The organism is Pseudoalteromonas amylolytica, from assembly GCF_001854605.1.
GTDB lineage: Bacteria > Pseudomonadota > Gammaproteobacteria > Enterobacterales > Alteromonadaceae > Pseudoalteromonas > Pseudoalteromonas amylolytica.
Genome location: NZ_MKJU01000005.1, coordinates 67,731 through 90,054, shown reverse-complemented (window position 1 = coordinate 90,054; position 22,324 = coordinate 67,731). Strand labels below are relative to the sequence as shown.

Annotated in this window: 22 protein-coding genes and 1 pseudogene; 21 read left to right on the top strand and 2 right to left on the bottom strand. The window is 42.4% G+C overall.

What is annotated here, in order from left to right:
• Positions 1-10 precede the first annotated feature (10 nt).
• From BET10_RS01105 to BET10_RS01075, 7 genes and pseudogenes are all read left to right on the top strand, one after another.
• Entirely contained in the window at positions 11-1,546 is a 1,536-nt protein-coding gene (locus tag BET10_RS01105; RefSeq protein ID WP_070982982.1) for a glycogen synthase, read from the top strand.
• A gap of 207 nt (positions 1,547-1,753) precedes the next feature.
• Complete coding sequence (locus BET10_RS01100; RefSeq protein WP_070982981.1) at positions 1,754-2,971, top strand: EAL and HDOD domain-containing protein; 1,218 nt, start codon at positions 1,754-1,756, stop codon at positions 2,969-2,971.
• 3 nt (positions 2,972-2,974) lie between these two features.
• Positions 2,975-4,051, top strand: coding sequence for a DUF418 domain-containing protein (locus BET10_RS01095; protein WP_083330383.1), 1,077 nt, complete (start codon positions 2,975-2,977; stop codon positions 4,049-4,051).
• 106 nt (positions 4,052-4,157) lie between these two features.
• Positions 4,158-5,051, top strand: a complete 894-nt coding sequence (gene rluF / locus BET10_RS01090; RefSeq protein WP_070982979.1) for a 23S rRNA pseudouridine(2604) synthase RluF — start codon at positions 4,158-4,160, stop codon at positions 5,049-5,051.
• 14 nt (positions 5,052-5,065) lie between these two features.
• On the top strand, positions 5,066-5,506 hold the full coding sequence (locus BET10_RS01085) for a VOC family protein (protein WP_070982978.1): 441 nt from the start codon (positions 5,066-5,068) through the stop codon (positions 5,504-5,506).
• A gap of 71 nt (positions 5,507-5,577) precedes the next feature.
• Positions 5,578-6,051 (top strand): peroxiredoxin, encoded by a 474-nt coding sequence (locus BET10_RS01080; protein ID WP_070982977.1) that lies wholly within the window; start codon positions 5,578-5,580, stop codon positions 6,049-6,051.
• Between the two features lie 70 nt (positions 6,052-6,121).
• A pseudogene (locus tag BET10_RS01075) lies at positions 6,122-7,111 on the top strand (fatty acid desaturase).
• An 80-nt stretch (positions 7,112-7,191) separates the two neighbouring features.
• Here BET10_RS01075 and BET10_RS01070 read toward each other — a convergent pair.
• Positions 7,192-10,254 carry an efflux RND transporter permease subunit gene (locus BET10_RS01070; RefSeq protein WP_070982976.1) on the bottom strand — a complete coding sequence of 1,021 codons (3,063 nt, stop codon included), beginning with the start codon at positions 10,252-10,254 and terminating at the stop codon, positions 7,192-7,194.
• 2 nt (positions 10,255-10,256) lie between these two features.
• Entirely contained in the window at positions 10,257-11,336 is a 1,080-nt protein-coding gene (locus BET10_RS01065) for an efflux RND transporter periplasmic adaptor subunit (RefSeq protein ID WP_070982975.1), read from the bottom strand.
• 107 nt (positions 11,337-11,443) lie between these two features.
• On the opposite strand from BET10_RS01065, the gene BET10_RS01060 reads away from it, so the two are divergent.
• The 14 genes from BET10_RS01060 to BET10_RS00995 all read left to right on the top strand — a co-directional run bounded on the left by BET10_RS01060 (position 11,444) and on the right by BET10_RS00995 (position 22,305).
• Positions 11,444-12,337, top strand: a complete 894-nt coding sequence (locus BET10_RS01060; RefSeq protein ID WP_070982974.1) for a LysR family transcriptional regulator — start codon at positions 11,444-11,446, stop codon at positions 12,335-12,337.
• Positions 12,324-12,653 carry an MGMT family protein gene (locus BET10_RS01055; protein ID WP_070982973.1) on the top strand — a complete coding sequence of 110 codons (330 nt, stop codon included), beginning with the start codon at positions 12,324-12,326 and terminating at the stop codon, positions 12,651-12,653. Before BET10_RS01060 ends, BET10_RS01055 begins: the two co-directional genes overlap by 14 nt.
• Positions 12,654-12,711: 58 nt before the next feature.
• Positions 12,712-13,287, top strand: coding sequence for an LON peptidase substrate-binding domain-containing protein (locus BET10_RS01050; protein WP_070982972.1), 576 nt, complete (start codon positions 12,712-12,714; stop codon positions 13,285-13,287).
• Between the two features lie 116 nt (positions 13,288-13,403).
• On the top strand, positions 13,404-13,970 hold the full coding sequence (locus tag BET10_RS01045; RefSeq protein WP_420820117.1) for a sigma-70 family RNA polymerase sigma factor: 567 nt from the start codon (positions 13,404-13,406) through the stop codon (positions 13,968-13,970).
• Positions 13,963-14,613, top strand: coding sequence for a ChrR family anti-sigma-E factor (locus tag BET10_RS01040; protein WP_070982970.1), 651 nt, complete (start codon positions 13,963-13,965; stop codon positions 14,611-14,613). The genes BET10_RS01045 and BET10_RS01040 overlap by 8 nt, the downstream gene beginning before the upstream one ends.
• Before the next feature lie 11 nt (positions 14,614-14,624).
• On the top strand, positions 14,625-15,581 hold the full coding sequence (locus BET10_RS01035; RefSeq protein ID WP_070982969.1) for a YbgA family protein: 957 nt from the start codon (positions 14,625-14,627) through the stop codon (positions 15,579-15,581).
• Positions 15,581-16,963, top strand: a complete 1,383-nt coding sequence (gene phrB / locus BET10_RS01030; protein WP_070982968.1) for a deoxyribodipyrimidine photo-lyase — start codon at positions 15,581-15,583, stop codon at positions 16,961-16,963. Before BET10_RS01035 ends, phrB begins: the two co-directional genes overlap by 1 nt.
• Positions 16,964-16,965: 2 nt before the next feature.
• Positions 16,966-17,394, top strand: a complete 429-nt coding sequence (locus tag BET10_RS01025) for a nuclear transport factor 2 family protein (RefSeq protein ID WP_070982967.1) — start codon at positions 16,966-16,968, stop codon at positions 17,392-17,394.
• Entirely contained in the window at positions 17,391-18,101 is a 711-nt protein-coding gene (locus BET10_RS01020; protein WP_070982966.1) for an SDR family NAD(P)-dependent oxidoreductase, read from the top strand. The genes BET10_RS01025 and BET10_RS01020 overlap by 4 nt, the downstream gene beginning before the upstream one ends.
• Positions 18,098-19,351 (top strand): NAD(P)/FAD-dependent oxidoreductase, encoded by a 1,254-nt coding sequence (locus tag BET10_RS01015; protein WP_070982965.1) that lies wholly within the window; start codon positions 18,098-18,100, stop codon positions 19,349-19,351. The genes BET10_RS01020 and BET10_RS01015 overlap by 4 nt, the downstream gene beginning before the upstream one ends.
• Positions 19,348-20,082, top strand: coding sequence for a DUF1365 domain-containing protein (locus BET10_RS01010; RefSeq protein ID WP_070982964.1), 735 nt, complete (start codon positions 19,348-19,350; stop codon positions 20,080-20,082). The genes BET10_RS01015 and BET10_RS01010 overlap by 4 nt, the downstream gene beginning before the upstream one ends.
• 1 nt (position 20,083) lies before the next feature.
• On the top strand, positions 20,084-21,346 hold the full coding sequence (locus BET10_RS01005) for an SAM-dependent methyltransferase (RefSeq protein WP_070982963.1): 1,263 nt from the start codon (positions 20,084-20,086) through the stop codon (positions 21,344-21,346).
• On the top strand, positions 21,309-21,818 hold the full coding sequence (locus BET10_RS01000) for a DUF2878 family protein (RefSeq protein ID WP_070982962.1): 510 nt from the start codon (positions 21,309-21,311) through the stop codon (positions 21,816-21,818). Before BET10_RS01005 ends, BET10_RS01000 begins: the two co-directional genes overlap by 38 nt.
• Before the next feature lie 211 nt (positions 21,819-22,029).
• Complete coding sequence (locus BET10_RS00995) at positions 22,030-22,305, top strand: HU family DNA-binding protein (RefSeq protein WP_070982961.1); 276 nt, start codon at positions 22,030-22,032, stop codon at positions 22,303-22,305.
• The last annotated feature ends 19 nt before the right edge of the window (positions 22,306-22,324 follow it).

The window sequence follows — 22,324 nt, the reverse complement described above, 5'->3', positions numbered from 1 at the left end:
AAGGCGTAACATGCGGGTATTAATGGTTGCGGCCGAAAACGATCGGCTGCCAAATTGTAAAGTTGGGGGCGTAGCGGATGTGATCCGAGACATCCCATATGCTTTGAGTAGTCAAGGTGTTGAAGTCAGTGTGGTGGTACCTGATTATGGTCAGAGCCACCTAAATAGAACCTTTGTCTCAGATATTGCTGTGCCATTTCGCCAGCACTTGGAAACAGCAACCTTGTGGCAGGTTGAGCAGCAAGATGGCGTGACCCAGTATGTGATCTCTCATTCATTGTTCAGCCAGCACCATGGAGAGATCTACTGCAACGATGAAGGCCATCGTCCATTTGCTACGGATGCAACCAAATTTGCGTTCTTTAGCGCAGCGGTGAGTGAAGCGATTGAGCATAAGATGTTTGCACAGTTAGATGTGCTTCACCTTCATGACTGGCATGCGGCCTGTGTTGCGGTATTAAAAAAATTCAGCCCAAGGTTTGTTTACTTAAAGCAACTGAAAACTATCTACACAGTTCATAACTTAGCGCTACAAGGTATACGGCCGTTTAATCATGATGAATCGAGTTTAGAAGCTTGGTTTCCAACTTTAAGCTATGACGGTCAAATATTATGTGATCATCAACATCCACATTGCTTTAACCCGATGAGAAGTGCGATTGCACTCGCTGATAAAGTTCATGTAGTATCGCCAACTTACGGTGAAGAAGTACTGCATACCAGTGAACCGGATAGAGGCTTCTTTGGTGGCGAAGGACTTGAGCATGATATGCAAATAGCTAAGCGTCATGGCAAGTTAGTTGGCATTCTTAATGGTTGTGAATACCCCAATGTAGAAACCAATAAAATGCCTTTACCAGATTATCTGCATCAGGTTGAGTCTGAACTGTTGATCTGGATGAGTAAACAAGCACTTGTTCGGTCAAGTCATTATATTGCGCATCAGCGATTACGTGCATGGTTAGACTCTTCATGGCAAGGACCCCTTATCACAAGCGTGGGGCGCTTGACCGATCAGAAAGCACTGTTGTTACGCCAGCCAATTGGTAGTACATTGCTACTGGATGAGTTGGCTAAAATGGCCGCAGCAAAAGGGGCTCGAATCGTCATCTTAGGCTCAGGTGATAAGTATCTTGAAAGCTTGTTTACACAGGTGATGGCAAGAAATGACAACCTGCTTTATCTATGCGGTTATGGACAGAGTATTGGTGACATGCTTTATCAATTAGGTGATTTGTTTTTGATGCCAAGCTCTTTTGAACCTTGTGGGATTAGTCAAATGTTGGCAATGAGGGCGGGGCAGCCTTGCCTTGTTCATCAGGTAGGTGGCCTAGCCGATACGGTTAAAGACCTTGAAAATGGATTTTCATTTTCTGGAGAAGACTTACCAGAGCAAGTGTCTCAACTACTTGAAAAATTTGACTTTGCCACTAGTATGTATGTTGATAATCAAGAACAATATCAGCAACTTGCTAGTAACGCGGCGACGGCTCGTTTTACATGGTTACACAGTGCGAGTTTGTATATTGAACAACTTTATCAATAGCTGCCCAGATATGAGTCGGATAATTTCATTGCCATAAGCAGGCCCCTGGTCTGCTTTTTCATATACAGGTGCTATAGTTATCAAGCTAAATTTCTCATGTATTAATAGCTTAGTTCTATATTAATTATAACTATTTAGGGTTAGAATCACGTTTTTGGTAGATAATAAAGTGCTACATTGGAAGTGGCTACACTGAGGAGTCAACATTTGAAGGTTTTTGTTGCTCGACAAGCTATTTTCAACCGCCGTAAGCAGGTGGTGGCTTACGAGTTGTTATTTCGTGACGGAACAAGCAATAGTTTTCCTAACATTGCTGACGATGCAGCGACTGCAAAGCTTATCATGGACAACCAACTAAACTTGGGTACTCGCTATTTAACTTCCGGCAAGAAGGCACTCATCAATATTGGTCCTGATTCCCTTAATCAGGAGCTGGCGCATTTTCTACCCTGTCAGGATGTGATTCTTGAATTACTTGAAACAGTATCTCCCACTACGCAGAACTATGAAAAGGTAAAATCACTATTTCATCAAAATTATCGTCTGGCGCTGGATGATTTTGAATACACTAAGCAGTGGGAGCCATTTTTAAAACTGATCCGTTTGGTTAAATTCGATATACAACAAAACTCGTTAGATCAAATTGAAGAGCTTGTTGAAGAGTTTAGACAAAGAAAAAACATGAAATTGCTGGCGGAAAAGGTTGAAACAGAAGCTGAATTTGAACAAGCCAAAGAAATGGGGTTTCACTTTTTCCAAGGATACTTCTTCGCTAAGCCCCGAGTTATTCAGCAAAATGATATTGAAATCAACCATGCTATTGTACTGCTTATTTATGCTGAGGTATTAAAGCCACATCTGAGTATAGATAGAATAGCGCGGTTATTTGCCCAAGATACGGCGCTTGCATACAAGCTGCTGCGCTTAATCAACTCAGGCGTATTCCCGCTGAAAAAACGTATAGAATCTTTAAAACAAGCACTGGTGTACTTGGGTGATGAACGGGTGAAAAAGTTTGTGGGTCTGATAATGACTGCACATATTGCCGAAGGTAAACCAACAGAACTGACCCGATTAAGTATTGTTCGCTCGCGCTTTTGTGAACTGATAGCGAAGAGCCTAAACCCAAATATTAAGGGAATGAGTTTTTTAACCGGACTATTTTCGCTGCTAGATGCAATTTTAGATCGCCCCATGGATCAAGTGGTTTCTCGATTACCATTTCCTGAAGAACTCCAAGATGCCCTAATGGGAAAGCATAACCTATTGTATTACATATTAAATGTTGTTAAAGCATATGAAAGCGGAAGTTGGTGGCAATTGCAGGAAGCTTGTAGTTTACTCAATATCAATGATCAACGCCTGCCGGAGTTTCACGCCGATGCTATCCGTTGGGCTGATATGTACAACGAAACCCTTTTCTAAGATATGAGAATAAAGCAATTAGATAGCCTAAGAGGAATAGCCGTCTTAGGGCTGCTGCTACTCAACGTGTATTACTTTGGGTTGTTTGAAACAGGATATGTAGGTTTATCACAGGCACATGTTGGCGATGAGATAACTGAATATATTAACGTATTGCTATTGGATGGCAGGTTTCGCTCGTTATTTTGTATGCTATTTGGCGCGGCATTGGTTATACAACATGAAAAAAGCAACGATGTAAGCGCCCTTAAGCCAAGGCTTAAGTGTTTGATTATATTTGGTATACTACATGGCTTTTTAGTTTGGCCCGGCGATATATTGCTCAGTTATGGTTTAGCTGGGTTATTGGCATTGGGATATTTACATAGAAACCAAGCAACTGTACTGTTTCACGGTTTTGCAATGGTGCTAGTAAGCAGCGCATTGTTGGCAGCATTTATGCTGTTTGGTGATGGTGAAACAATTTATCGCGACAGCAGCGCTTTTGATGACATATTACTACGTGCGCCTACCGATTTAATCAGCCTTTTAATTCACAACGCATCAATGTTTGCCATTATGATCTTGATGCTACCTATTCTAACCATTTGGAACTCTCTAGGAGTGATGTTGATAGGTGTATATTGTTATCGAGCAGGCGTTTTCAGCGGCGGTTTAGCAAAGCCAGACTTGCTTCGGGTGATTGTTATAGTGGGCATGATGTCCTTGGCAAGCACCTTACTGCTATACTTTGAGCCCAAACAATTGTCAGCGCTAAATGATGGTATTGTTTGGGTAAATGCTGTGTTCGGGGCTTTACTTATCACTCACCTTAATACTTGGCTTTCGCCTATGTCCTGGTTAAGCAACTGGTTAAGTGCAATTGGAAAGCTAGCGCTTACCTGTTACTTATTACAATCATTGGTACTCGTTACATTTTTTGTATGGATAGCACCAGAGGCTCGCGCTAAATTTAACCGTGTAGATTATTTACAAGTGGCCTTGGTTGGAGTTGGCTTACAACTGCTTTTTGCGCCCATATATTTAAAATGTTTTCAGCAAGGGCCGTTTGAATGGCTGTTAAGAAAGTATGGTCATTAAAAATCAAATACGCTTCAAATACACGAATTGTGCGACAGAAAATTAAGCATTTTGTGCGTCAATCGTTTAAAATGCGCTTTTTTACTATGTCAAAAAAGGGTTATCAGTGACGCAATTAACACGGCTAAATAAATATATCAGCGAAACAGGGTTTTGTTCGCGTCGTGAGGCTGACAAACTCATAGAAGCAGGCCGAGTTAAGGTAAATGATAATTTGCCTGAAATGGGGTTAAAGGTCAGTGATAACGATGTTATTTTAATAGACAATAAACCACTAAAAGCTAAACCTAAAAGAGTTTATATCGCTTATAACAAGCCGGTCGGTGTTACCTGTACAACTGAGCGTAAGATCAGGAGCAATATCGTCAGCGCTATAAATTATCCTGAACGTATTTTCCCAATCGGCCGTTTAGATAGACCCTCAGAAGGGTTAATCTTTTTGACTAACGAAGGCGATATCGTCAATAAGATCCTGCGGGCAGGCAATAACCATGAAAAAGAATATGTGGTTGGGGTCGACAGGCCAATTAATAAGCGCTTTATAGAGCGTATGGCTGGTGGCTTACCAATTTTGGACACGGTAACAAAAAAATGCTTTGTTGAACAAACCGGTGAGCGGACTTTCACCATAGTGTTAACTCAAGGGTTGAACAGGCAGATACGCCGAATGTGTGAATACTTGGGCTATGAAGTGACGACGCTTAAACGTGTTCGCATTATGAATGTGAATTTGAACGGCTTAAGACCGGGACAATGGCGTCATTTAACTGAAGCTGAAATGCGTGAAATCAATGATTCAATTTCGGATTCGGCAAAAACTGAAGAAGGTTCCATTGACCCAAATAAGCGCTTAGACAGCAATTCACAGCCACGAAAAGCAGCTAATTCGAACAAACCACCGAGGGAGAAGGGACGTATACAACGGACTGAAAACAAGCCTGTTCGTAAGCCGTCGGCAAGGCCCAAGAGAAAACCAGGAACCCTCTCTCTTAAAAAGTGATAGAAGGAATTGCTATGAGACAAGAACTTGCTCATGTGGCCATCGTCGTTCGTGACTACGATGAAGCGATAGACTTTTATGTTAACAAGCTTAATTTTGAGCTACTCGAAGACTGTTATCAAAGTGAACAAAACAAACGCTGGGTTGTGATCGCGCCGCCCGGCTCAAAAGGAGCCAGTATTTTGCTGGCGAAAGCCTCAAATGAAGCGCAGGCACAGTACATTGGTAAACAAACTGGCGGTCGAGTATTTTTGTTTTTATGTACCGATGACTTTTGGCGTGATTACGACAACATGTGTAATCAAGGGGTTGAGTTTGTAAGGCCCCCAAGTGAGCAGGACTATGGCACAGTTGCGGTGTTCCAAGACCTGTATGGAAATTTATGGGATTTACTGCAACTTAAGCCAGATCACAGTGTTGCCTCACGTTTTCTAGACCAAGACAGTAACTCTTAGATTTGTCAGTGTTTAATAGTCAAATTTAAGGCTACACTGAGTTTTTAACTCCGCATAGAGGAATGAAAAAGATGATAGAACAAGGACAAACTTTACCAGCGGCAACACTGAGCGAACTTGGCGCAGATGGTATGATGAACCACGATACTAAAGAGCTTTTCGCGAACAAAAAGGTGGTATTATTTGCAGTGCCAGGCGCATTTACTCCCACCTGCTCAGCGTCTCACCTACCAGGATTTGTTGCGTTAGCTGACAAGATCAAAGCTAAAGGGGTAGATATGATTGCTTGTGTATCTGTTAACGATGCATTTGTAATGAAAGCATGGGGAGAGGCCCAAAATGCCGAAGAAATCCGTATGTTGGCTGATGGTGACGCCAGCTTTACCAAGGCTTTAGGACTTGAAATGGATACCCAGAGCTTTGGTGGTGTTCGCTCAACTCGTTATGCGATGATAGTAGACAACGGTGTTGTGACACTACTCAATGTCGAAGCACCGAAGCAATTTGAAGTCAGCAAAGCAGAAGCTATCTTAGAAAGCTTATAAGCTAGCTGTGCTATTCACAGAGCTACCGTGGTAGCTCTGTATTCAATTAGATACTATCACCGATATGACTATGTCTCACCACCAAGTCAAAAATGCCATTCAAACCATCGTTTCTGAAATAAGAAACGAAGAAACTAAGTTACGTGAGTGATACCACTTTTTACATTATCAAGATTTGATAGGGCTAGTTATTTTAGTATTTGCTCTGTTTGGTATGGCTGGCGTGGGCTGGTTGTATTGTATAGGGAAAATCAATGCGCTTATTTGTGTGATTGCTGCAGCTTTTTTTGCTTCTTTGTCACATGAATTAGAGCATGACCTTATTCATAAGCAATATTTTCGCTCAAATGCTCTGCTTCACAACCTGATGATGCTGACGGTGTGGCTAATGCGGCCTAATACTGTCAACCCGTGGTATCGACGCCAAATTCATCTACATCATCACAAAACCTCTGGCACAAAAAAGGACTTGGAAGAGCGGTTAGTGGGCAATGGCATTCGTAACCCACTTTTGAGGCTAATTGTGATAGCTGATGGGTTGTTGGGGCTTATCATTTTTCGTAAAGCACTGGCTCGAGATATTAGCGACTTTCGCTTTTTCACCGTATTTAATGCAGGTTTTCCCCTAACCACGGGCTACTTTATCGTATTGTATAGTGCGCTCCTTTACCATGGATTTAATTTGCTAAGCGGTGGCGGGTATAGTTATCCATTGTGGCTGCTTGAGTATATGAGCTGGGTAAACTTGCTCATGGTGATATTGATATTACCGAATGTTGTCAGGTCTATTAGCTTAAACCTGATAACGTCGTCCATGCACTATTATGGCGGTGTTAATAACTTACTTGAGCAAACACATGTGATTAATCACAAGCTTGCCTTGCCGTTACAGCTATTTTGTTTCAACTTTGGTGCAACACACACTATCCATCATTTTGTGCCAAATCAGCCGTTTTATGTTCGTCAGTGGTTGAGTCCGAAAATTTTGCCAATCTTAAAGCAACACGGCGTAAGGTTTAATGACTTTGAAAGTGTAAAAAATGCTAATCACTATGCTTGAACGTTATTTTACTTGGATGTAAAGGGGGATTACATTGAGTGAAACCATGAGTTTAAAAGGCCCTTGCGGGCCTCTATAAGTTAGTTCTTAGGCTGTTTAATACCAAATACCAGACAATACATAACGGGTAGAACAATAAGCGTTAGAATTGTCGCAAAGCCCAATCCAAACATAATGGTTACCGCCATCGACTGAAAAAACACATCAAATAGTAGAGGGATCATACCTAAAATAGTGGTGATAGCTGCCATTGAAACGGGCCTGACGCGGCTAACACCGGAATCAAATACCGCTTGGTAAGGGGCTTTGCCTTGTTCTAGCTCTAAATTGATCTGATCCATCAGCACAATACCATTTTTGATAAGCATACCCGATAAACTTAATAGTCCAAGCAGTGCCATAAAGCTAAACGGCGCATTTAATAATACCAAGCCAGCCGTAACACCAATTACAGCCAACGGTACAGTAGACCAAATAACCAAAGGTTTTTTCACAGAGTTAAACAGCAAAACGGTGATCATAAACATAGCAAGGTAGCCGACGGGGAGTGAACCAAAGATGGCTTTTTGAGCCTTTGAAGATGACTCAAACTCACCGCCCCATTGCATTTCATAGCCATGGGGTAATGCAATGGCTTCAATGTCACTGCGTATGCGCGCAAAAAGCTTCGCAGGTGTTTCATCGCCAATCACATTATGATCCGCCATTACAGTGATAGTACGTTTACGGTCACGGCGCATGATTAGAGGATCTTCCCACATCACATTGAACTCGTCGACCACTTGCGTTATTGGCACATAAAGGCCAAGTACAGGGCTGAATATTTGCAGATCGCTGAGGTTCTCGACATTCTTACGCTCTTCTTCAGTGGAACGCGCGATAATAGGCAGTAGCTGTGTTCCATCTCGATAAAGGCCAACCTTACTGCCACTGATACTGGTTAGCAGCAATTGGTCCAAATCTGTTTTACTGATCCCCAAACGACGTGCTTTTTGCTCGTTAAATTCAGGTCTCAATACTTTGGTGCGTTGTCGCCAATTATCCTTGATGTTAAATGCGCCTTCATCCTTCGCGAGCACGGCTTTAGCCTGCGCAGCGAGCTGCCTGAGTACGACCGGATCGGGGCCTGAAAAACGCGCTTCAATTTTGGCATCGGTTGATGGGCCTATTTCCATGCGTTTTATTTTTAGCTCCCCCGAGATAGCGCTATTGGCCTCGTACTCTCTAAGTTTGGCTATCATGGTTGTTACCGCTTCTCTATCTTGCACCCTGACGATAAGTTGCCCGTATGCCGCATATTGCTTTTCAGGCGCATAGGTGAGCATAAACCTCGGCGCACCTTGACCTATCGTGGCAGTGACCTCTGTAACAAGTGGGTCTTGTTTTAAAAAGGTTTCTATTGCAGCGAGATTATCAGCGGTGCTTCTAATATCTGCACCTTGATAATGCCAGTAATCTACATAAAACATGGGCGTGTTTGATGCGGGGAAGAACGATTGTTTAACTTGTTTAAAGCCAACTAACGCAACACCAAGCAGCAGTACCATAAACCCGATCGTTATGGCTCTGTGTCTGAGTGAATACGATAGTAAGGCTTTATACACGGTAAAAATAACGCCTTTATAAGGGTCGTCATCAGAGCCATCAGAACCGTTTTGCTGAGATGTTTTGAACAGCAAATCAGCAAAAAATGGTGTGAGTGTAATTGCGGTGATCCAGCTTAGTAAGAGTGAGATCAGTAATACCCAAAAGAGTGAACCTGCAAACTCACCACTGGCATCACTACTTAAACCAATCGGAGCAAACGCAGTGATACCGATAACGGTTGCACCTAACAGTGGCCATTTAGTCTGCTCAACAATATTCACAGCGGCTTGTAGTTTGCTTTGACCACGCTTTAAATTGATGAGTATGCCTTCGGTTACAACGATGGCGTTATCGACCAACATACCTAGCGCTATAATTAACGCGCCAAGCGAGATCCTTTGCAAATCAATTGCAAATATCTTCATAAATATGAACGTACCCAGCACGGTCAGTAATAGCACCGCACCTATCAGTATACCGCTTTTAACACCCATGAAAATCAGCAAAACCACGATAACAATAGCGACCGCCTCAAGCAGACTCACGATAAAGCCATCTACCGATTTTTCAACTTCATTCGGCTGATGATAAACCGTGTTTATTTCAATGCCATGTGGACGCTGATACTCAAGTGACGCCAAATGTTTGTTGATAGCTTTACCGACATCAACCACGTTCACGCCAGAGCTGAATGAAACGCCCACTAACAAAGCTCTTTGTTCGTTGAAGCGAGTGATATGCGAGGGGATCTCGGCATATTCTCTGCTGACGCGAGCCACATCACCTAAATAAATAAGCTCTTTTGCACCGGGTTTAGAGATCAGTAAATGTTCAAGCTCTGTGACATCTTGAAACTCACCAGTAGGGTGCAAACGGATAGACTCATCACCAACGCGTATTTTCCCCGCGTTTGAAACGCTATTTTGTGACTGTAATAGGTTAAAAATGTATGAGGGGGCAATGCCAAGCTGTGATAGTTTTTGCGTAGAGATCTCCACAATAACTTGTGCTTGCTGTTCACCTGCAACAGTTACTTTACTCACACCATCGACTAGTACTAGTTCGCGTTTAAGGTAATCTACATAATCTTTTAGTTCGTCGTAAGAGTATCCTTGACCCGTAACCGCATACATCACCCCATAAACATCTGCGAAGTCGTCTATCACTTTGGGTGAATAAACACCAGGCGGTAGGTTTGGTTTAAGATCGGTTATTTTTCGTCTAAGTTCATCCCAGATCTGTCTGAGGTCCTCTTTACGATAAGAGCTCTTCATTTCAACGGTGATTTGTGACTTCCCAGCTGATGAAATCGAAGTTACATAGTCCACATAAGGGAGTTGTTGTATTGCATTTTCAATAACAAAAGTTACTTCCTCTTCAACCTGCTGCGGGGAGGCGCCAGGGTAGAGGGTGACGACCATCGCTTTTTTTAAGGTAAACTCAGGATCTTCAAGCTGTCCTAAGCCAAAATATGAAACAGTTCCAGCAAGAAGTAGCAGCAGAGCAAACATCCAGCTGATCACTTTATTTTCAATAGACCATTTTGCCAGACTCATAGTTACAGCCCTCGCTCCTTAGTCCATGGACGCACTTTTAGTGCTTCATGAAGGTGATGAACACCTGCTGCAACAATAATTTCACCACCAGAAAGGCCTTCGGTAATTTCAATGCTTTGCTCACGCATTTTACCGACTTTCACAGCTTGTTTACTGACGGTTTGGGTTGCCTCATCGTAAAGCCATACATATGAATCGTTGTTAAGTGGTTTTGTTTGATCAGAGAAGACCGCAGATACGGGGACAGTGATTTGATGAGAAGTCATTTGCGTAATTTTACTGCGGTCGATGTACACGTGACCGGTCATACCTGCTAGCAGGTTGAAGTCGTCAGGGATAGGTAACGTGAACACCACTTTGTAGCTCAATGTGGCCGGGTCGGCCTGAGTATCCCATTCTTTAATGGTTAGCTTATATGACTTATCAGGATAGCCATCAAATACAACACTTGGATGGTAATCTAGGTCTTTATCAACGCGGGCAACGAGCTTTTCCGGTACTTGGATCACCACATCCATCATATCGCGGGTTTCCAATCTTAATATATTCTGCTTGGCTACGACGTTCTCATAGTTTTTGACGAAGACTTTCGCTATGGTGCCGCTAAATGGTGCGCGTAATTCACTGTTTTGCAAATTCGTTTGCGCAATTTTAAGTGCAGACTCTGCCACTTGCTTATTGGCAAGCGCTTGATCATATTCAGATTTGCTAGCTATGGACTTTTTATAAAGCGATTCAATTCGAGACAACTGTGATGAAGCAAGTTCGTACTGTGCCTTGCGTTGTTCTAGTTGCAGTAAAAAATCCTCGGGGTCAAGCTTGGCAAGCAACTGACCTTTTACGACTTGCTGACCCGCCAGTACAGGAAATTCCATCAATTCACCGTTGACTCGAAATGCCAAATAAGAACCTTGATTAGCGACAACCTCAGCGGGAAAACTTCTTACATCTCCTTGGGTGTTATTGGTCACGGTAATTAATTTTACCGGACGAATAGGCGCATCTTTATCAGTTGCCACGTCATGGTCTTGGCAGCCGAAGAGCAAAAGCAGTGCTGTTGCAAAGGCGGTGATTCTGTACATGTAATAACTCCATCTAACCGATTTATAAGCAAACTTGGGGTGCAGAGTATATAAAATCCATATAAAATAAAAATTATATAAAATTAGAATCTATATAAAATTTGTTTATGAAGATTTCAGACCTAGAAATATTGCATGTGGTCGGTAAAACGGCCAGCCTAAGTGAAGCTGCTCAACAGTTGTTTAAAACGCAGCCAGCCGTGACACAAGCATTAAAAAGACTAGAAGAACAACTCGGTTTTACACTCATTAATAGAAGTAGCTATCGCGTGACTTTAACTGAAAAAGGTAAAAGGTTCTGTGAAGAATCATCAAAGCTGTTAGTTTTGAGAGATGATTTACAAACGTTAGCGAACGAGTTTTCAGCCGGAAATGAAGCCAAGTTTAATATTTGTTATGAGCCACTGTGTTATCAGAATCAATACAACACGGCTATCGGAGATACATTTAAACAATTCCCGCATACCGAAATGGCGATTACAAGTGGTAAGCGATTTGTCGCGCTTGAACAGGTAAATAGTGGTGTTGCTGACATCGGTATTGGACCATGGTTTGATTTGTTTCATGCTACGGGTGACTTGGAGTCGATTGAAATAGGTGAAATTCGCCTAGGATTGGTTGCTAAAACAGGTTTGATACCGCCGAGTGTAAGTTACGAAGAATTGGCGCAGTACCCTTGTCTGGCAATGTTTGAAAGCGGCTTTAACTTTGATAGCGATAGGCTCTCATATGCCAAAGGTGCGGGCATGATGAAGCTGGATGATATTGCATCAATCAAGTCATTTTTGCTAACTGGTACAGGGTTTGCGATGATAAGTCTAAGCCACTGTCGGTCAGAGCTGGACAGTGGCCTGTTACAACAGATAGCGGTGAGTGATAGACAAAGTACCTTTACCGCAAAGATTCATGCTTTTAGAAAGTTAGCGAGACACCACGGACCTGTGGCCAGAGCAATTTGGCAAAGATTTAAAGCGATAGGAAAACAATATGTCAAGCAGTAATATTGATGATGCATTTAAAGAGCGCGTGTACACCTTAATTGGTTCGATACCAGCAGGTCAGGTTGCCGCCTATGGACAATTGGCAAAGTTGGCTGGCTTTGCCAATCAATCAAGGGCTGTGGGCCGTTTGCTAAAAAACTTACCCGAGCAAAGTTCACTACCTTGGCATCGAGTTATCAATAGCCAAGGAAAGATTTCGTTTCCCGAGGAATCTGAAAAGCATTTTCAACAGCGTCGGTTACTTGAATCAGAAGGTGTATTCTTTAAGAACAATAAAGTCAGCATGAAAAAATACCAATGGTTAGAAAACAGCTGATCGTAATTTCAAAGCGCTGCGTACCCTAATACATGTTTTAACGCATAACTGGGTAATTATGAAACGAGCCATTTTCCCTTTGCCAATATTTTTACTACCGGGCGGGTATACCCGGCTCAGGATTTTTGAACCAAGATATCTTAGCATGGTAGGTGAAGCGCTAAAAAACACACAAGGCTTTGTTTTGTGTGAGTATGTTGAGCAGGCTGTGCTTAACGTACCAAACGAAGGTGTGCTTGTTGATATTATTGATTTCTCTCAGGATCAGGATGGTCAGCTTTTAATTGACGTTTATGCTAAACATCGTGTGCGCCTGTCAGCGCCCTTTCAAGACGAACAAAAATTAAGTCATGCGGATGTTACTGTGCTTGACGAGTATGTTTGGGATCGTAATGAGATAAAAGCAACTCACTTCATCAGTGATATGAGTGAGATGCTTGCTGAGCTGTTTACCCAGCACCCCCATTTAGACCAATTATATAGAGAGAAACATTTTCATGATCCGCTTTGGGTCGCCAGTCGCTGGTTGGAGCTACTGCCCATAAATATTGCTGAAAAACATAAGCTTCGTGCGAATGGAAACTTTGAACAAGTGGTTGATTTCCTCCATACTGTTTTATATCAATCAGAGTGATCCATCACGTGCACACCTTCGTAGAATTCATCTATAGATAGTATGAAGAGAACCTAGCTATGGTCGACCATGCACTTCGATGCGATTCACGCGCAGTTGCGGGAAACAAAACCAACATGGAACAAGCACCAACACAAGCGTTAACGGACGCATTGTGTAAAGTCGCACAGCACAGAGACAAGCGCGCATTTGCCCAGTTGTTTGAGTATTTTGCGCCAAAAATAAAGCGCTTTGGAGTTAAACAATTTGGCAACGAGGCGTTGGCAATGGAACTTGTTCAAGAAACTTTGACTTCAGTGTGGCGAAAAGCGCATTTATATCACCCAGATCGGGGAGCAGCCACAACTTGGGTTTACACTGTTATGCGTAACGCCTCTTTTGATGCGCTTAGAAAAATGAAAAGTAATAAAGAAGAACATATAAGCGAAGATATTTGGCCGTTGCTTCAAGAAGAGCAGATGGCAGACCCTGACTTTCAAGATCACCTGCAGAGCAAACAAATCCAAGACTACATTAGTAAATTGCCACTTGCTCAACAAGAGGTGGTAAAAGGAGTGTACTTTCAAGAAATGTCCCAAGAGCAGTTAGCAGAGCATTTGAGTATTCCAGTTGGAACGGTCAAGTCTAGATTAAGACTCGCATTACAAAAGCTCCGAGCAGAAATAGGAGATAGCAATGATTAAACATCATCCAACTGAGCAGTTATTAATTCAATTCAGTCAAGGCGCGCTTCCAGCGACACTGAGCATTGCTGTTGCTGCACATTTAGAGTTGTGTGAGTGTTGTCGCATCAAGGTGCAAAACCTTGAACAATCGAACGCCGAAGCGCTATTTACAGACTTTGAGGATGATATGGCACAAGACGAGTTTGCCAATCTTTTTGAGCAGATCACCGCCAATGATGACATAGACATGCCCAAAGGCAACGCACCACAAACACTCAATTATCAAAATAAGACAATTGAGTTGCCGCGCGCTATTGCTAACTCACAACTTAGCAGCTTTGTGCAGCTGGGCAAACTTGCTCGCGCTCGCTTACAAGTGGATGATGGGGAATTACGTGCAAGCTTGCTACAAATCGCTGCTGGTGGCGAGATCCCTCACCATACCCATACTGGTTTTGAACTTACGCTATTGTTAGATGGCGAATTTTCAGATGAAAGTGGCGCTTATGTACCAGGGGATTTTATTTGGCTCGATGGCCGTCATCATCACTCTCCTGCAACAGAATCGGGTTGCTTGTGCTTTACTGTGGTAAATAGTGCTCTGCATTTCAATAAAGGGCTAAGCAAACTTCTGAATCCAATTGGTAATCTAATTTACTAGGCAAGGTAGCAATGCAAATAACATCATCAATAAAGATAGGTATTAGTGCCTGCTTAGCAGGTGAAAAGGTTAGGTTTGATACGGGCCATAAACGCTCAAATTTCTGTATGGATGAATTGGTTCATCACGTTGAGTACGTAAAGTTTTGCCCAGAGGTAGCTGTTGGCTTGCCTATTCCAAGACCAACGATTAGGCAGGTGAAAGTTGGAGATACGATTAAAGTCTGTGGACCTGATGGCAGTGGTGACGTAGGGGAGCAACTGACGGAATATGGTAAGCGAGTCGCCACTGAGCAGGCAAAAAGTTTATCAGGGTTTGTGTTTTGCGCCAAAAGCCCAAGTTGTGGCATGGAGCGGGTGAAAATATACAACGAAGCAGGCACTGGTAACACCTCGGAAGGCATAGGCTTTTTTGCAAAACAGATTATGACCCACAACCCTTTGTTGCCATGTGAGGAAAATGGCCGTTTGAACGATCCACATTTGCGTGAAAACTTTGTGATGCGTGTCTATGTGTTCAAAAGCTGGCAAGAGCTGGTTGCTTCTCCTGTAGGTCTACATGAGCTGACACAATTTCATGCTAAGCACAAATATTTGGTGATGAGTCACAACTATGAGTCATACAGAGCACTTGGTAGATATTTGGCACACGCTGCGGCTGAGCCAATCGAACAGGTAAAAGACAATTATATTTCGGGTTTAATGAATGCGCTGTCTAGTCCTGCATCTAGGAAGAATCAAACAAATACGCTGACTCATTTGCAGGGATACTTTAAAAACGACCTTTCGAAGATTGAAAAGCAGGAGTTATGTAGCGCAATCGATGAATACCGTAAGGGACTGGTGCCTTTGTATGTACCACTTACATTACTAAAGCATCACCTTAAAGTACATCCAAATGAATACCTAGCACAGCAAGTGTATTTTGACCCTTACCCAAATGAACTTAAGTTGAGGTTTGGAATTTAATGACTCCGATATTTTGGTTTCGACGAGACCTTCGCTATTTTGCCAATGAAGCACTGATAGCTGCGGTTGAAAATGGTGCCAGCGAGGCACTTTTTTTTGTCTGCGAAAAGCAATGGCGCGAGCACGATGTAGCACCCATTCAAATTGATTTGCTCAAGCGTAGAGTAGCATGGTTGGGAGAAGCGTTGGCGCAGCATGCTATTACGTTACACATTGTAGAAGTTGATACTTTTGCTGAGATACCAAAAGCACTAAAAGATTTTTGTGATGAGCGAAGCACAAATTTAGTCTACGCCAACACGGAATACGAAGTGAATGAACGTGAGCGAGATAGACTATGCCAAACTCAAGGACTTGAATTAAAGCTCTATGATGGTGACTTAGTTGCACCGCCACATAGTGTTAAAACCAAAAGTGGCGAAATGTTCAAGGTTTTTACGCCATTCAAAAAAGCGTGGTTAAAGCAATATGAACAAACGCACTTTTATATACCCAGCTGGCCGAAAGAGAAAAGTGCCAATTACACCACCTGGCAAGTAGCTAAGTGCCTAACAAGCTATGGTAGTTCGAGTAAGTGGCCAGTAGATGATGAGAATATTGCGCAAATAGCTAATCATTTCATCGAGTATAAATGTGGCAAGTATCAAGCACAAAGGGATATTCCCAGTGTAAAAGGTACGTCTGGGTTGAGTCCTTATCTGGCGCTTGGCATTATCAGCGTGAAACAACTGTTAGCACAGTTACAGCTTTACTACCCAGACATTTTACATACCACCAGTAGTTCAGAGTTTTGCTGGGTGAATGAGTTGATTTGGAGAGAGTTTTATCGGCATCTTATCATTAGTTTTGAGCAGCTGTGTCGCCACAGAAACTTTAATGAAAAGTATGATGCGGTTGTTTGGCGTCAGGATGAACAGCAGTTTTCGGCCTGGTGCGAGGGAAGGACGGGCTATCCGATAGTGGATGCGGCCATGCGCCAGCTAAACCAAACAGGATGGATGCACAATCGATTACGTATGATAGTGGCGAGCTTTCTTACCAAACACCTGTTAATTGATTGGCGTCGTGGTGAAAAGTACTTTATGCAAAACTTAATTGATGGGGACTTGGCCAGTAACAATGGAGGGTGGCAATGGGCAGCAAGCACAGGATGTGATGCGCAGCCATATTTTAGAATATTTAACCCAATAGCTCAGAGCGAAAAGTTTGATCCCCAAGGGGACTTCATCCGTAAATATGTGCCAGAGCTTAATGAAGTACCAGATAAACATATTCATTTTCCACACGATTACTTGGCACTCAAGCAAAGCTCTGATTATGTGGCCCCCATTGTTGATCATAAGGAAGCCAGAGCGAGGGCTTTGGCAGCATTTAAGGTTTAAACATGCACACTTTAACTGAGCGTTTTATTGATATGTACCAGCAACTTGGTAAAGATAATTTGTCAGTGTTGAAGCAGGTATATCACCCACAAGTTCATTTTACAGACCCTCTACATGCGCTACAGGGCTTGGATAAACTTGAAGATTATTTTGCGGCTATGTACGCCAATGTAAGTTCTATCGAATTTCAAATATTGGATACCTTTGATGTAAACGATAACGCATTTGTGTATTGGGATATGCGCTTTACACATAAGCATTTGAACCAAGGGAAAGACGTTTGGGTTAAGGGTCATAGTCATTTGCGCTTTAGTGATAATAAAGTGATTTATCATCACGATTATTTCGATGCAGCAGCGATGCTATATCGGCACATTCCTGTTTTGAAACACATGATTAAACTCATAGACAAACGGGTTGCAAACTCATGAAAAGGGTACTTATTACCGGTGCGACATCAGGTATAGGCCGAGGTCTAGCCGAGCATTATGCCCAACAGTGCTTTGTATACGCATGTGGTCGCAATGACAAGGCACTAGAGGATTTGGCGCGAAAAGATAATACGATAGCGCTCAAACTAGATGTCACAGAACCTGCATCTATCGCATCCGCGTGCCAACATATTGAAACCTTAGACATATTAATTCTCAATGCGGGTAATTGTGAATATATAGATGATGCTAAACATTTTGATGGGGCATTATTCAAACGGGTGATTGAGGCGAACCTATTGTCACTTGGCTACTGCTTAGAAACGCTGCTCCCTAAAGTTAAAGCGAGTGGGCAGCTAGTGATTGTTAGTTCTAGCGCGGCGTTTTTACCGCTTCCACGAGCACAGGCTTACGGCGCTTCTAAGGCGGGGGCAAGTTACTTAGCACAGTCGCTGGCAGTTGATTTGCAAGATATAGACGTCAGTGTGGTGCATCCTGGTTTTGTTAAAACTCCACTGACCGCAAAAAACGATTTCCCTATGCCCATGGCTGTGTCTGTTGAGCAGGCAACTAAAGCGATAACAAAGGGCATTGCTAAAAGGCGTAAAGACATTCATTTCCCGAAAAGGTTTACCTTGATACTCAAATTGTTACAGCTGTTACCTGTAAACGTATGGCTGTTTTTATCAAAAGGAATAAAACGTTGAAAAAAATTGCTGTGATTGGCTCTGGTATTTCAGGTATGACAACAGCCTATTTGCTTAATAAGCAATACGATGTAACCGTATTTGAAAAAAATGACTACATTGGAGGGCATACAGCCACTGTCGATGTAGAGCTTGACGGTAAAAGTTACGCTGTTGATACGGGGTTTATCGTTTTTAATGACAGAACTTATCCAAACTTTGAAAAGCTACTTGCGCAATTGAATGTTGAGCGTCAAGCAACGCAAATGAGTTTTAGCGTACGTAACACGCAAACAGGCTTTGAATACAATGGTCATACGTTTTCTACTTTGTTTGCGCAAAAACGCAACGTGCTTCGGCCTAAATTCTGGCGCTTGCTTTATGACATCGTCAGATTCAACAAACTTTGCAAGCGCATTCACCAAAACGAAGACTACAGTCGTTACACTACCTTGGGTGAGTTGTTGCAACTTTATGGCTTTAACGAATTCTTTCAACTTCATTATATCTTGCCAATGGGCGCAGCTATTTGGTCAACCAGCATCAAAGAAATGGCTCAGTTTGAAGTGGAATTCTTCGTTAAGTTTTTCTATAACCACGGTTTATTGGACATTACCAATCGTCCGCAATGGTACGTTATTCCGGGCGGCTCTCGGGAATATATCGCACCGTTGGTGGCTGCGTTTAGAGACAAAATTCACCTTCAAGCCAATATCAGCGCTGTAACACGAGATGAAACAGGCGTCGAAATACAAATGCACAGCGGAGAGACTCAGCGGTTCGATAAAGTGGTTTTTGCATGTCACTCTGATCAGGCCTTAGCTTTATTGGCAGATGCCAGTGAAGATGAGTTATCAGTATTAGGTGCGATCCCCTACACTGAAAACTCGGTAGTGCTGCATACAGATGACAGTTTGCTCCCAGAGAGAAAAGCCGCATGGGCCAGCTGGAATTACTTGTTGGATAAGCAAACAGATAAAGCTGCAGTGGTCACCTATCAAATGAATATTTTGCAAGGAATAAGTAGTCCTAAACCGTTTTGTGTCACCCTAAATTATGACCAAGGGATTGACGAGATGAAGATACTGAGGCGTTTTACCTATCATCATCCCGTGTTTAACCGAAAAAGTATTGCAGCTCAAAAACGTAAGCCACAGATTGACGGCAAACGCCACAGCTATTTTTGTGGTGCTTATTGGTTTAATGGTTTTCATGAAGACGGTGTACGCAGCGCCGTTGATGTTGCTAGGCAACTGGGTGTTGAGTTTTGAAGCAAAGTTTAAATAGTGGCCTGTTTGTAGGTGACATCAGGCACAAAAGGCATACACCGATAGAACATCAATTTATTTATCCACTCTATATGGCATGGATAGACTTAGATGAAATTGAACAATTAAACGATATCCACCCATTGTTAGGCACTTCGGGTGTGAAGCTATTAAAGTTCAATCAAGATGACTATTTGACCCACTACACGGGGCCGCTAAAGGAGCGAGCCTTACAAGCCAGTAAAATGCTTGGAGAAGGTGGCTGTAGCGACAAAGTAATGCTGCTTTGTCAGTTACGTTGTTTTGGTGTGTATTTTAGCCCAGTGAATTTTTTCTTCTTCTTAGACAGCCAAGGCGAGTTTACCCACATGTTGGCCGAGGTAAGCAACACGCCGTGGAATGAACGGCATTGTTATGTGGTGAAATTAAACCAAAAAGTGAACTTTAAAAAAGCTTTTCACGTATCACCATTTATGGATTTAAACATGAACTATCATTGGAATGTAAAAATCCAAAATGATAAGGCCTTGATCCATATCGAAAACAAACATGAGCAACAGTTACTTTTTGAGGCGACCTTGCGACTTAAAAAGCAGGCATTGGTTCAAAAAAATATAACTGCCTTGTTAAAGCGTTTTCCTGTGATGACTTTGTCAATTTTCAAAAGTATTTATTGGCAAGCTTTAAAGTTGTTTCTAAAAAAAGTGCCCTTTGTGGGGCACCCGGGACGTTAAAATGGAAAATACCACAGTAATTCAAAGACACATTTCCCTTTCCTGGATAGAGAAACTCTATCGTAGACTGGTTTTTTCTGCATTTGAAAGCATTCAAACAGGTCATTTAAAAGTGATAATGGGGGAGCAGGTTTATGAGTTTGGAGAAACAGGTAGCGAATACCAATGCACTGTCACCATTGTTGACCCAGCTATGTTCAAACTGTTTGCTTTGGGAGGCAGTGTTGGTGCTGCAGAGGCTTACATTGAAGGCTACTGGCGCTGTTCTAATTTGACCACTCTCATAGAAATATTTGCTCTGAATCAGTCTCAGCTTGATGCCTTTGAGAAAAAATTTGCATTTATCACTGGCTTTGCAAACAACTTGCGCCATCTGCGTAACAAAAACTCAAAGCAAGGTTCGAAAAAGAACATCGCTGCACATTACGACTTAGGTAATGAGTTGTACAGTTCATTTTTAAGTGAAGAAATGCTTTATTCAAGCGCTATCTATCCAAATAAAACAAGCACCTTAGAGCAGGCACAACAGCACAAATTAGAAACCATATGTACGCAGCTCGACCTAAAACCGGGTGAACAAGTAATTGAGATAGGCACTGGGTGGGGCGCTTTTGCAATCTTCGCAGCACAAAAATATGGCTGTCATGTTACGACTACCACTATTTCTGAAGAACAATTTACTTACGTAAGTGAGAAAATCAAAGAGTTAGGGTTAGAAAGTAGAATTACATTGCTCAAGCAGGACTATCGAGAGTTACAGGGGCGTTTTGATAAATTAGTCTCTATCGAAATGATTGAAGCGGTAGGGCATGAGTATCTGGCTGGTTTTTTTGCAAAGTGTGACGCCCTACTTAAAGACAACGGCGCGATGCTTATCCAAGCTATCACAATAGCCTGTCAGAGGTACCCACATTACTTGAAAAAGTCCGACTTTATTCAGCAATATATTTTTCCCGGTGGTTGTTTACCCTCTATAACCGAATTGAATAAACAATTGTGTAACAATACCAATATGGTAGTGCATAGCATCAGCGACATTGGCTTACACTATGCGAGAACTTTGCATGATTGGTATCGCCGCTTTAAACAGTCATGGCCAACACTAGATCACAGTAAATTTGACCAGCGTTTTTATCGCCTCTGGGAGTTCTACCTTTGCTATTGTGAAGGTGCATTCAAACAACGTGCAACGAGTACGGTGCATCTTGTTGCGAGGAAGCCAAATTATGTATCGTCACAGTGCTGTACCACGCTTAATTACTAACTTTGCGCTTTTTCAGGCGTGTTGGTTCTGTGCCTTGTTCTATCAAGGGCAAGCGCTATGGCTTATGTTGTTTCTATGCTTATTGCTGCTGTTGACGCTCTCAAACAAGGTTAAGCAGCTTTATCTGTTGCTGAGCTGTTTGCCTTTGGCAATCATTTTGGAAACATCAGCAATTGGTATGGGATTAATTGTTCATCCCCAACAAACGTTACCGTTATGGCTCGTGGTTCTTTGGGGTGGTTTGATTTTAACATTTGACAGCTCACTAAGGGCTATTTTAACCCTGCCCAGAAGGCTTGGTGCGGTGGTGTTAGGTGTATTTGCGCCTTTAAGTTATATTTTCGCGGGTAATTTTGGCGTGTTTAAGATAGGTGTTCCAGTCGAGCAATTTTACCCGACATTTGGTGTACTTTGGCTCGTTTGTACCTTAATTATGATCATCATTTATGATTGGTTATTTGCGAAAAGTTAATTTATCACTCATAAGGTATTGCGTATTTTGATTGCGCTTGCTAGTTTGTAAAAGTTTAGTAAGATTAGTGCGGAATGCGCTATGAAAGCGCGCCATTACTGGCTTTTAACAAATTTTAGTTAAATTTTTCAGGAAATGGTTGCACATCTGGCTAAAATGCATAAACATAGGTTTTGCTTAGGCAAAATGTTCAATGAATAGGAATCTAATAATGAATAAAGCTCAACTAGTTGAAAAGATGGCAGCAGACGCTGAAATTTCTAAAGCAGCAGCGGCGCGTGCGCTGGAAGCATTTACTGGTGCCGTTACCAATTCTTTAAAAGAAGGTGATTCAGTTGCACTGGTTGGTTTTGGTACATTCTCAGTGAAAGAGCGTGCGGCACGTACTGGCCGTAACCCACAAACAGGTGCTGAAATCCAAATCGCAGCGGCAAATATTCCAAGCTTCAAAGCGGGTAAAGGACTGAAAGACCAAGTTAACCCTTAATAAGGTTACAAGTTGATAT

Coding starts and splice junctions, on each gene's coding strand:
- BET10_RS01105 (WP_070982982.1), top strand. CDS start 11: ATGCGGGTATTAATGGTTGCGGCCGAAAACGATCGGCTGCCAAATTGT.
- BET10_RS01095 (WP_083330383.1), top strand. CDS start 2,975: ATGAGAATAAAGCAATTAGATAGCCTAAGAGGAATAGCCGTCTTAGGG.
- BET10_RS01085 (WP_070982978.1), top strand. CDS start 5,066: ATGAGACAAGAACTTGCTCATGTGGCCATCGTCGTTCGTGACTACGAT.
- BET10_RS01080 (WP_070982977.1), top strand. CDS start 5,578: ATGATAGAACAAGGACAAACTTTACCAGCGGCAACACTGAGCGAACTT.
- BET10_RS01070 (WP_070982976.1), bottom strand. CDS start 10,254: ATGAGTCTGGCAAAATGGTCTATTGAAAATAAAGTGATCAGCTGGATG.
- BET10_RS01065 (WP_070982975.1), bottom strand. CDS start 11,336: ATGTACAGAATCACCGCCTTTGCAACAGCACTGCTTTTGCTCTTCGGC.
- BET10_RS01060 (WP_070982974.1), top strand. CDS start 11,444: ATGAAGATTTCAGACCTAGAAATATTGCATGTGGTCGGTAAAACGGCC.
- BET10_RS01055 (WP_070982973.1), top strand. CDS start 12,324: ATGTCAAGCAGTAATATTGATGATGCATTTAAAGAGCGCGTGTACACC.
- BET10_RS01050 (WP_070982972.1), top strand. CDS start 12,712: ATGAAACGAGCCATTTTCCCTTTGCCAATATTTTTACTACCGGGCGGG.
- BET10_RS01045 (WP_420820117.1), top strand. CDS start 13,404: ATGGAACAAGCACCAACACAAGCGTTAACGGACGCATTGTGTAAAGTC.
- BET10_RS01040 (WP_070982970.1), top strand. CDS start 13,963: ATGATTAAACATCATCCAACTGAGCAGTTATTAATTCAATTCAGTCAA.
- BET10_RS01035 (WP_070982969.1), top strand. CDS start 14,625: ATGCAAATAACATCATCAATAAAGATAGGTATTAGTGCCTGCTTAGCA.
- phrB (WP_070982968.1), top strand. CDS start 15,581: ATGACTCCGATATTTTGGTTTCGACGAGACCTTCGCTATTTTGCCAAT.
- BET10_RS01025 (WP_070982967.1), top strand. CDS start 16,966: ATGCACACTTTAACTGAGCGTTTTATTGATATGTACCAGCAACTTGGT.
- BET10_RS01020 (WP_070982966.1), top strand. CDS start 17,391: ATGAAAAGGGTACTTATTACCGGTGCGACATCAGGTATAGGCCGAGGT.
- BET10_RS01005 (WP_070982963.1), top strand. CDS start 20,084: ATGGAAAATACCACAGTAATTCAAAGACACATTTCCCTTTCCTGGATA.
- BET10_RS01000 (WP_070982962.1), top strand. CDS start 21,309: ATGTATCGTCACAGTGCTGTACCACGCTTAATTACTAACTTTGCGCTT.
- BET10_RS00995 (WP_070982961.1), top strand. CDS start 22,030: ATGAATAAAGCTCAACTAGTTGAAAAGATGGCAGCAGACGCTGAAATT.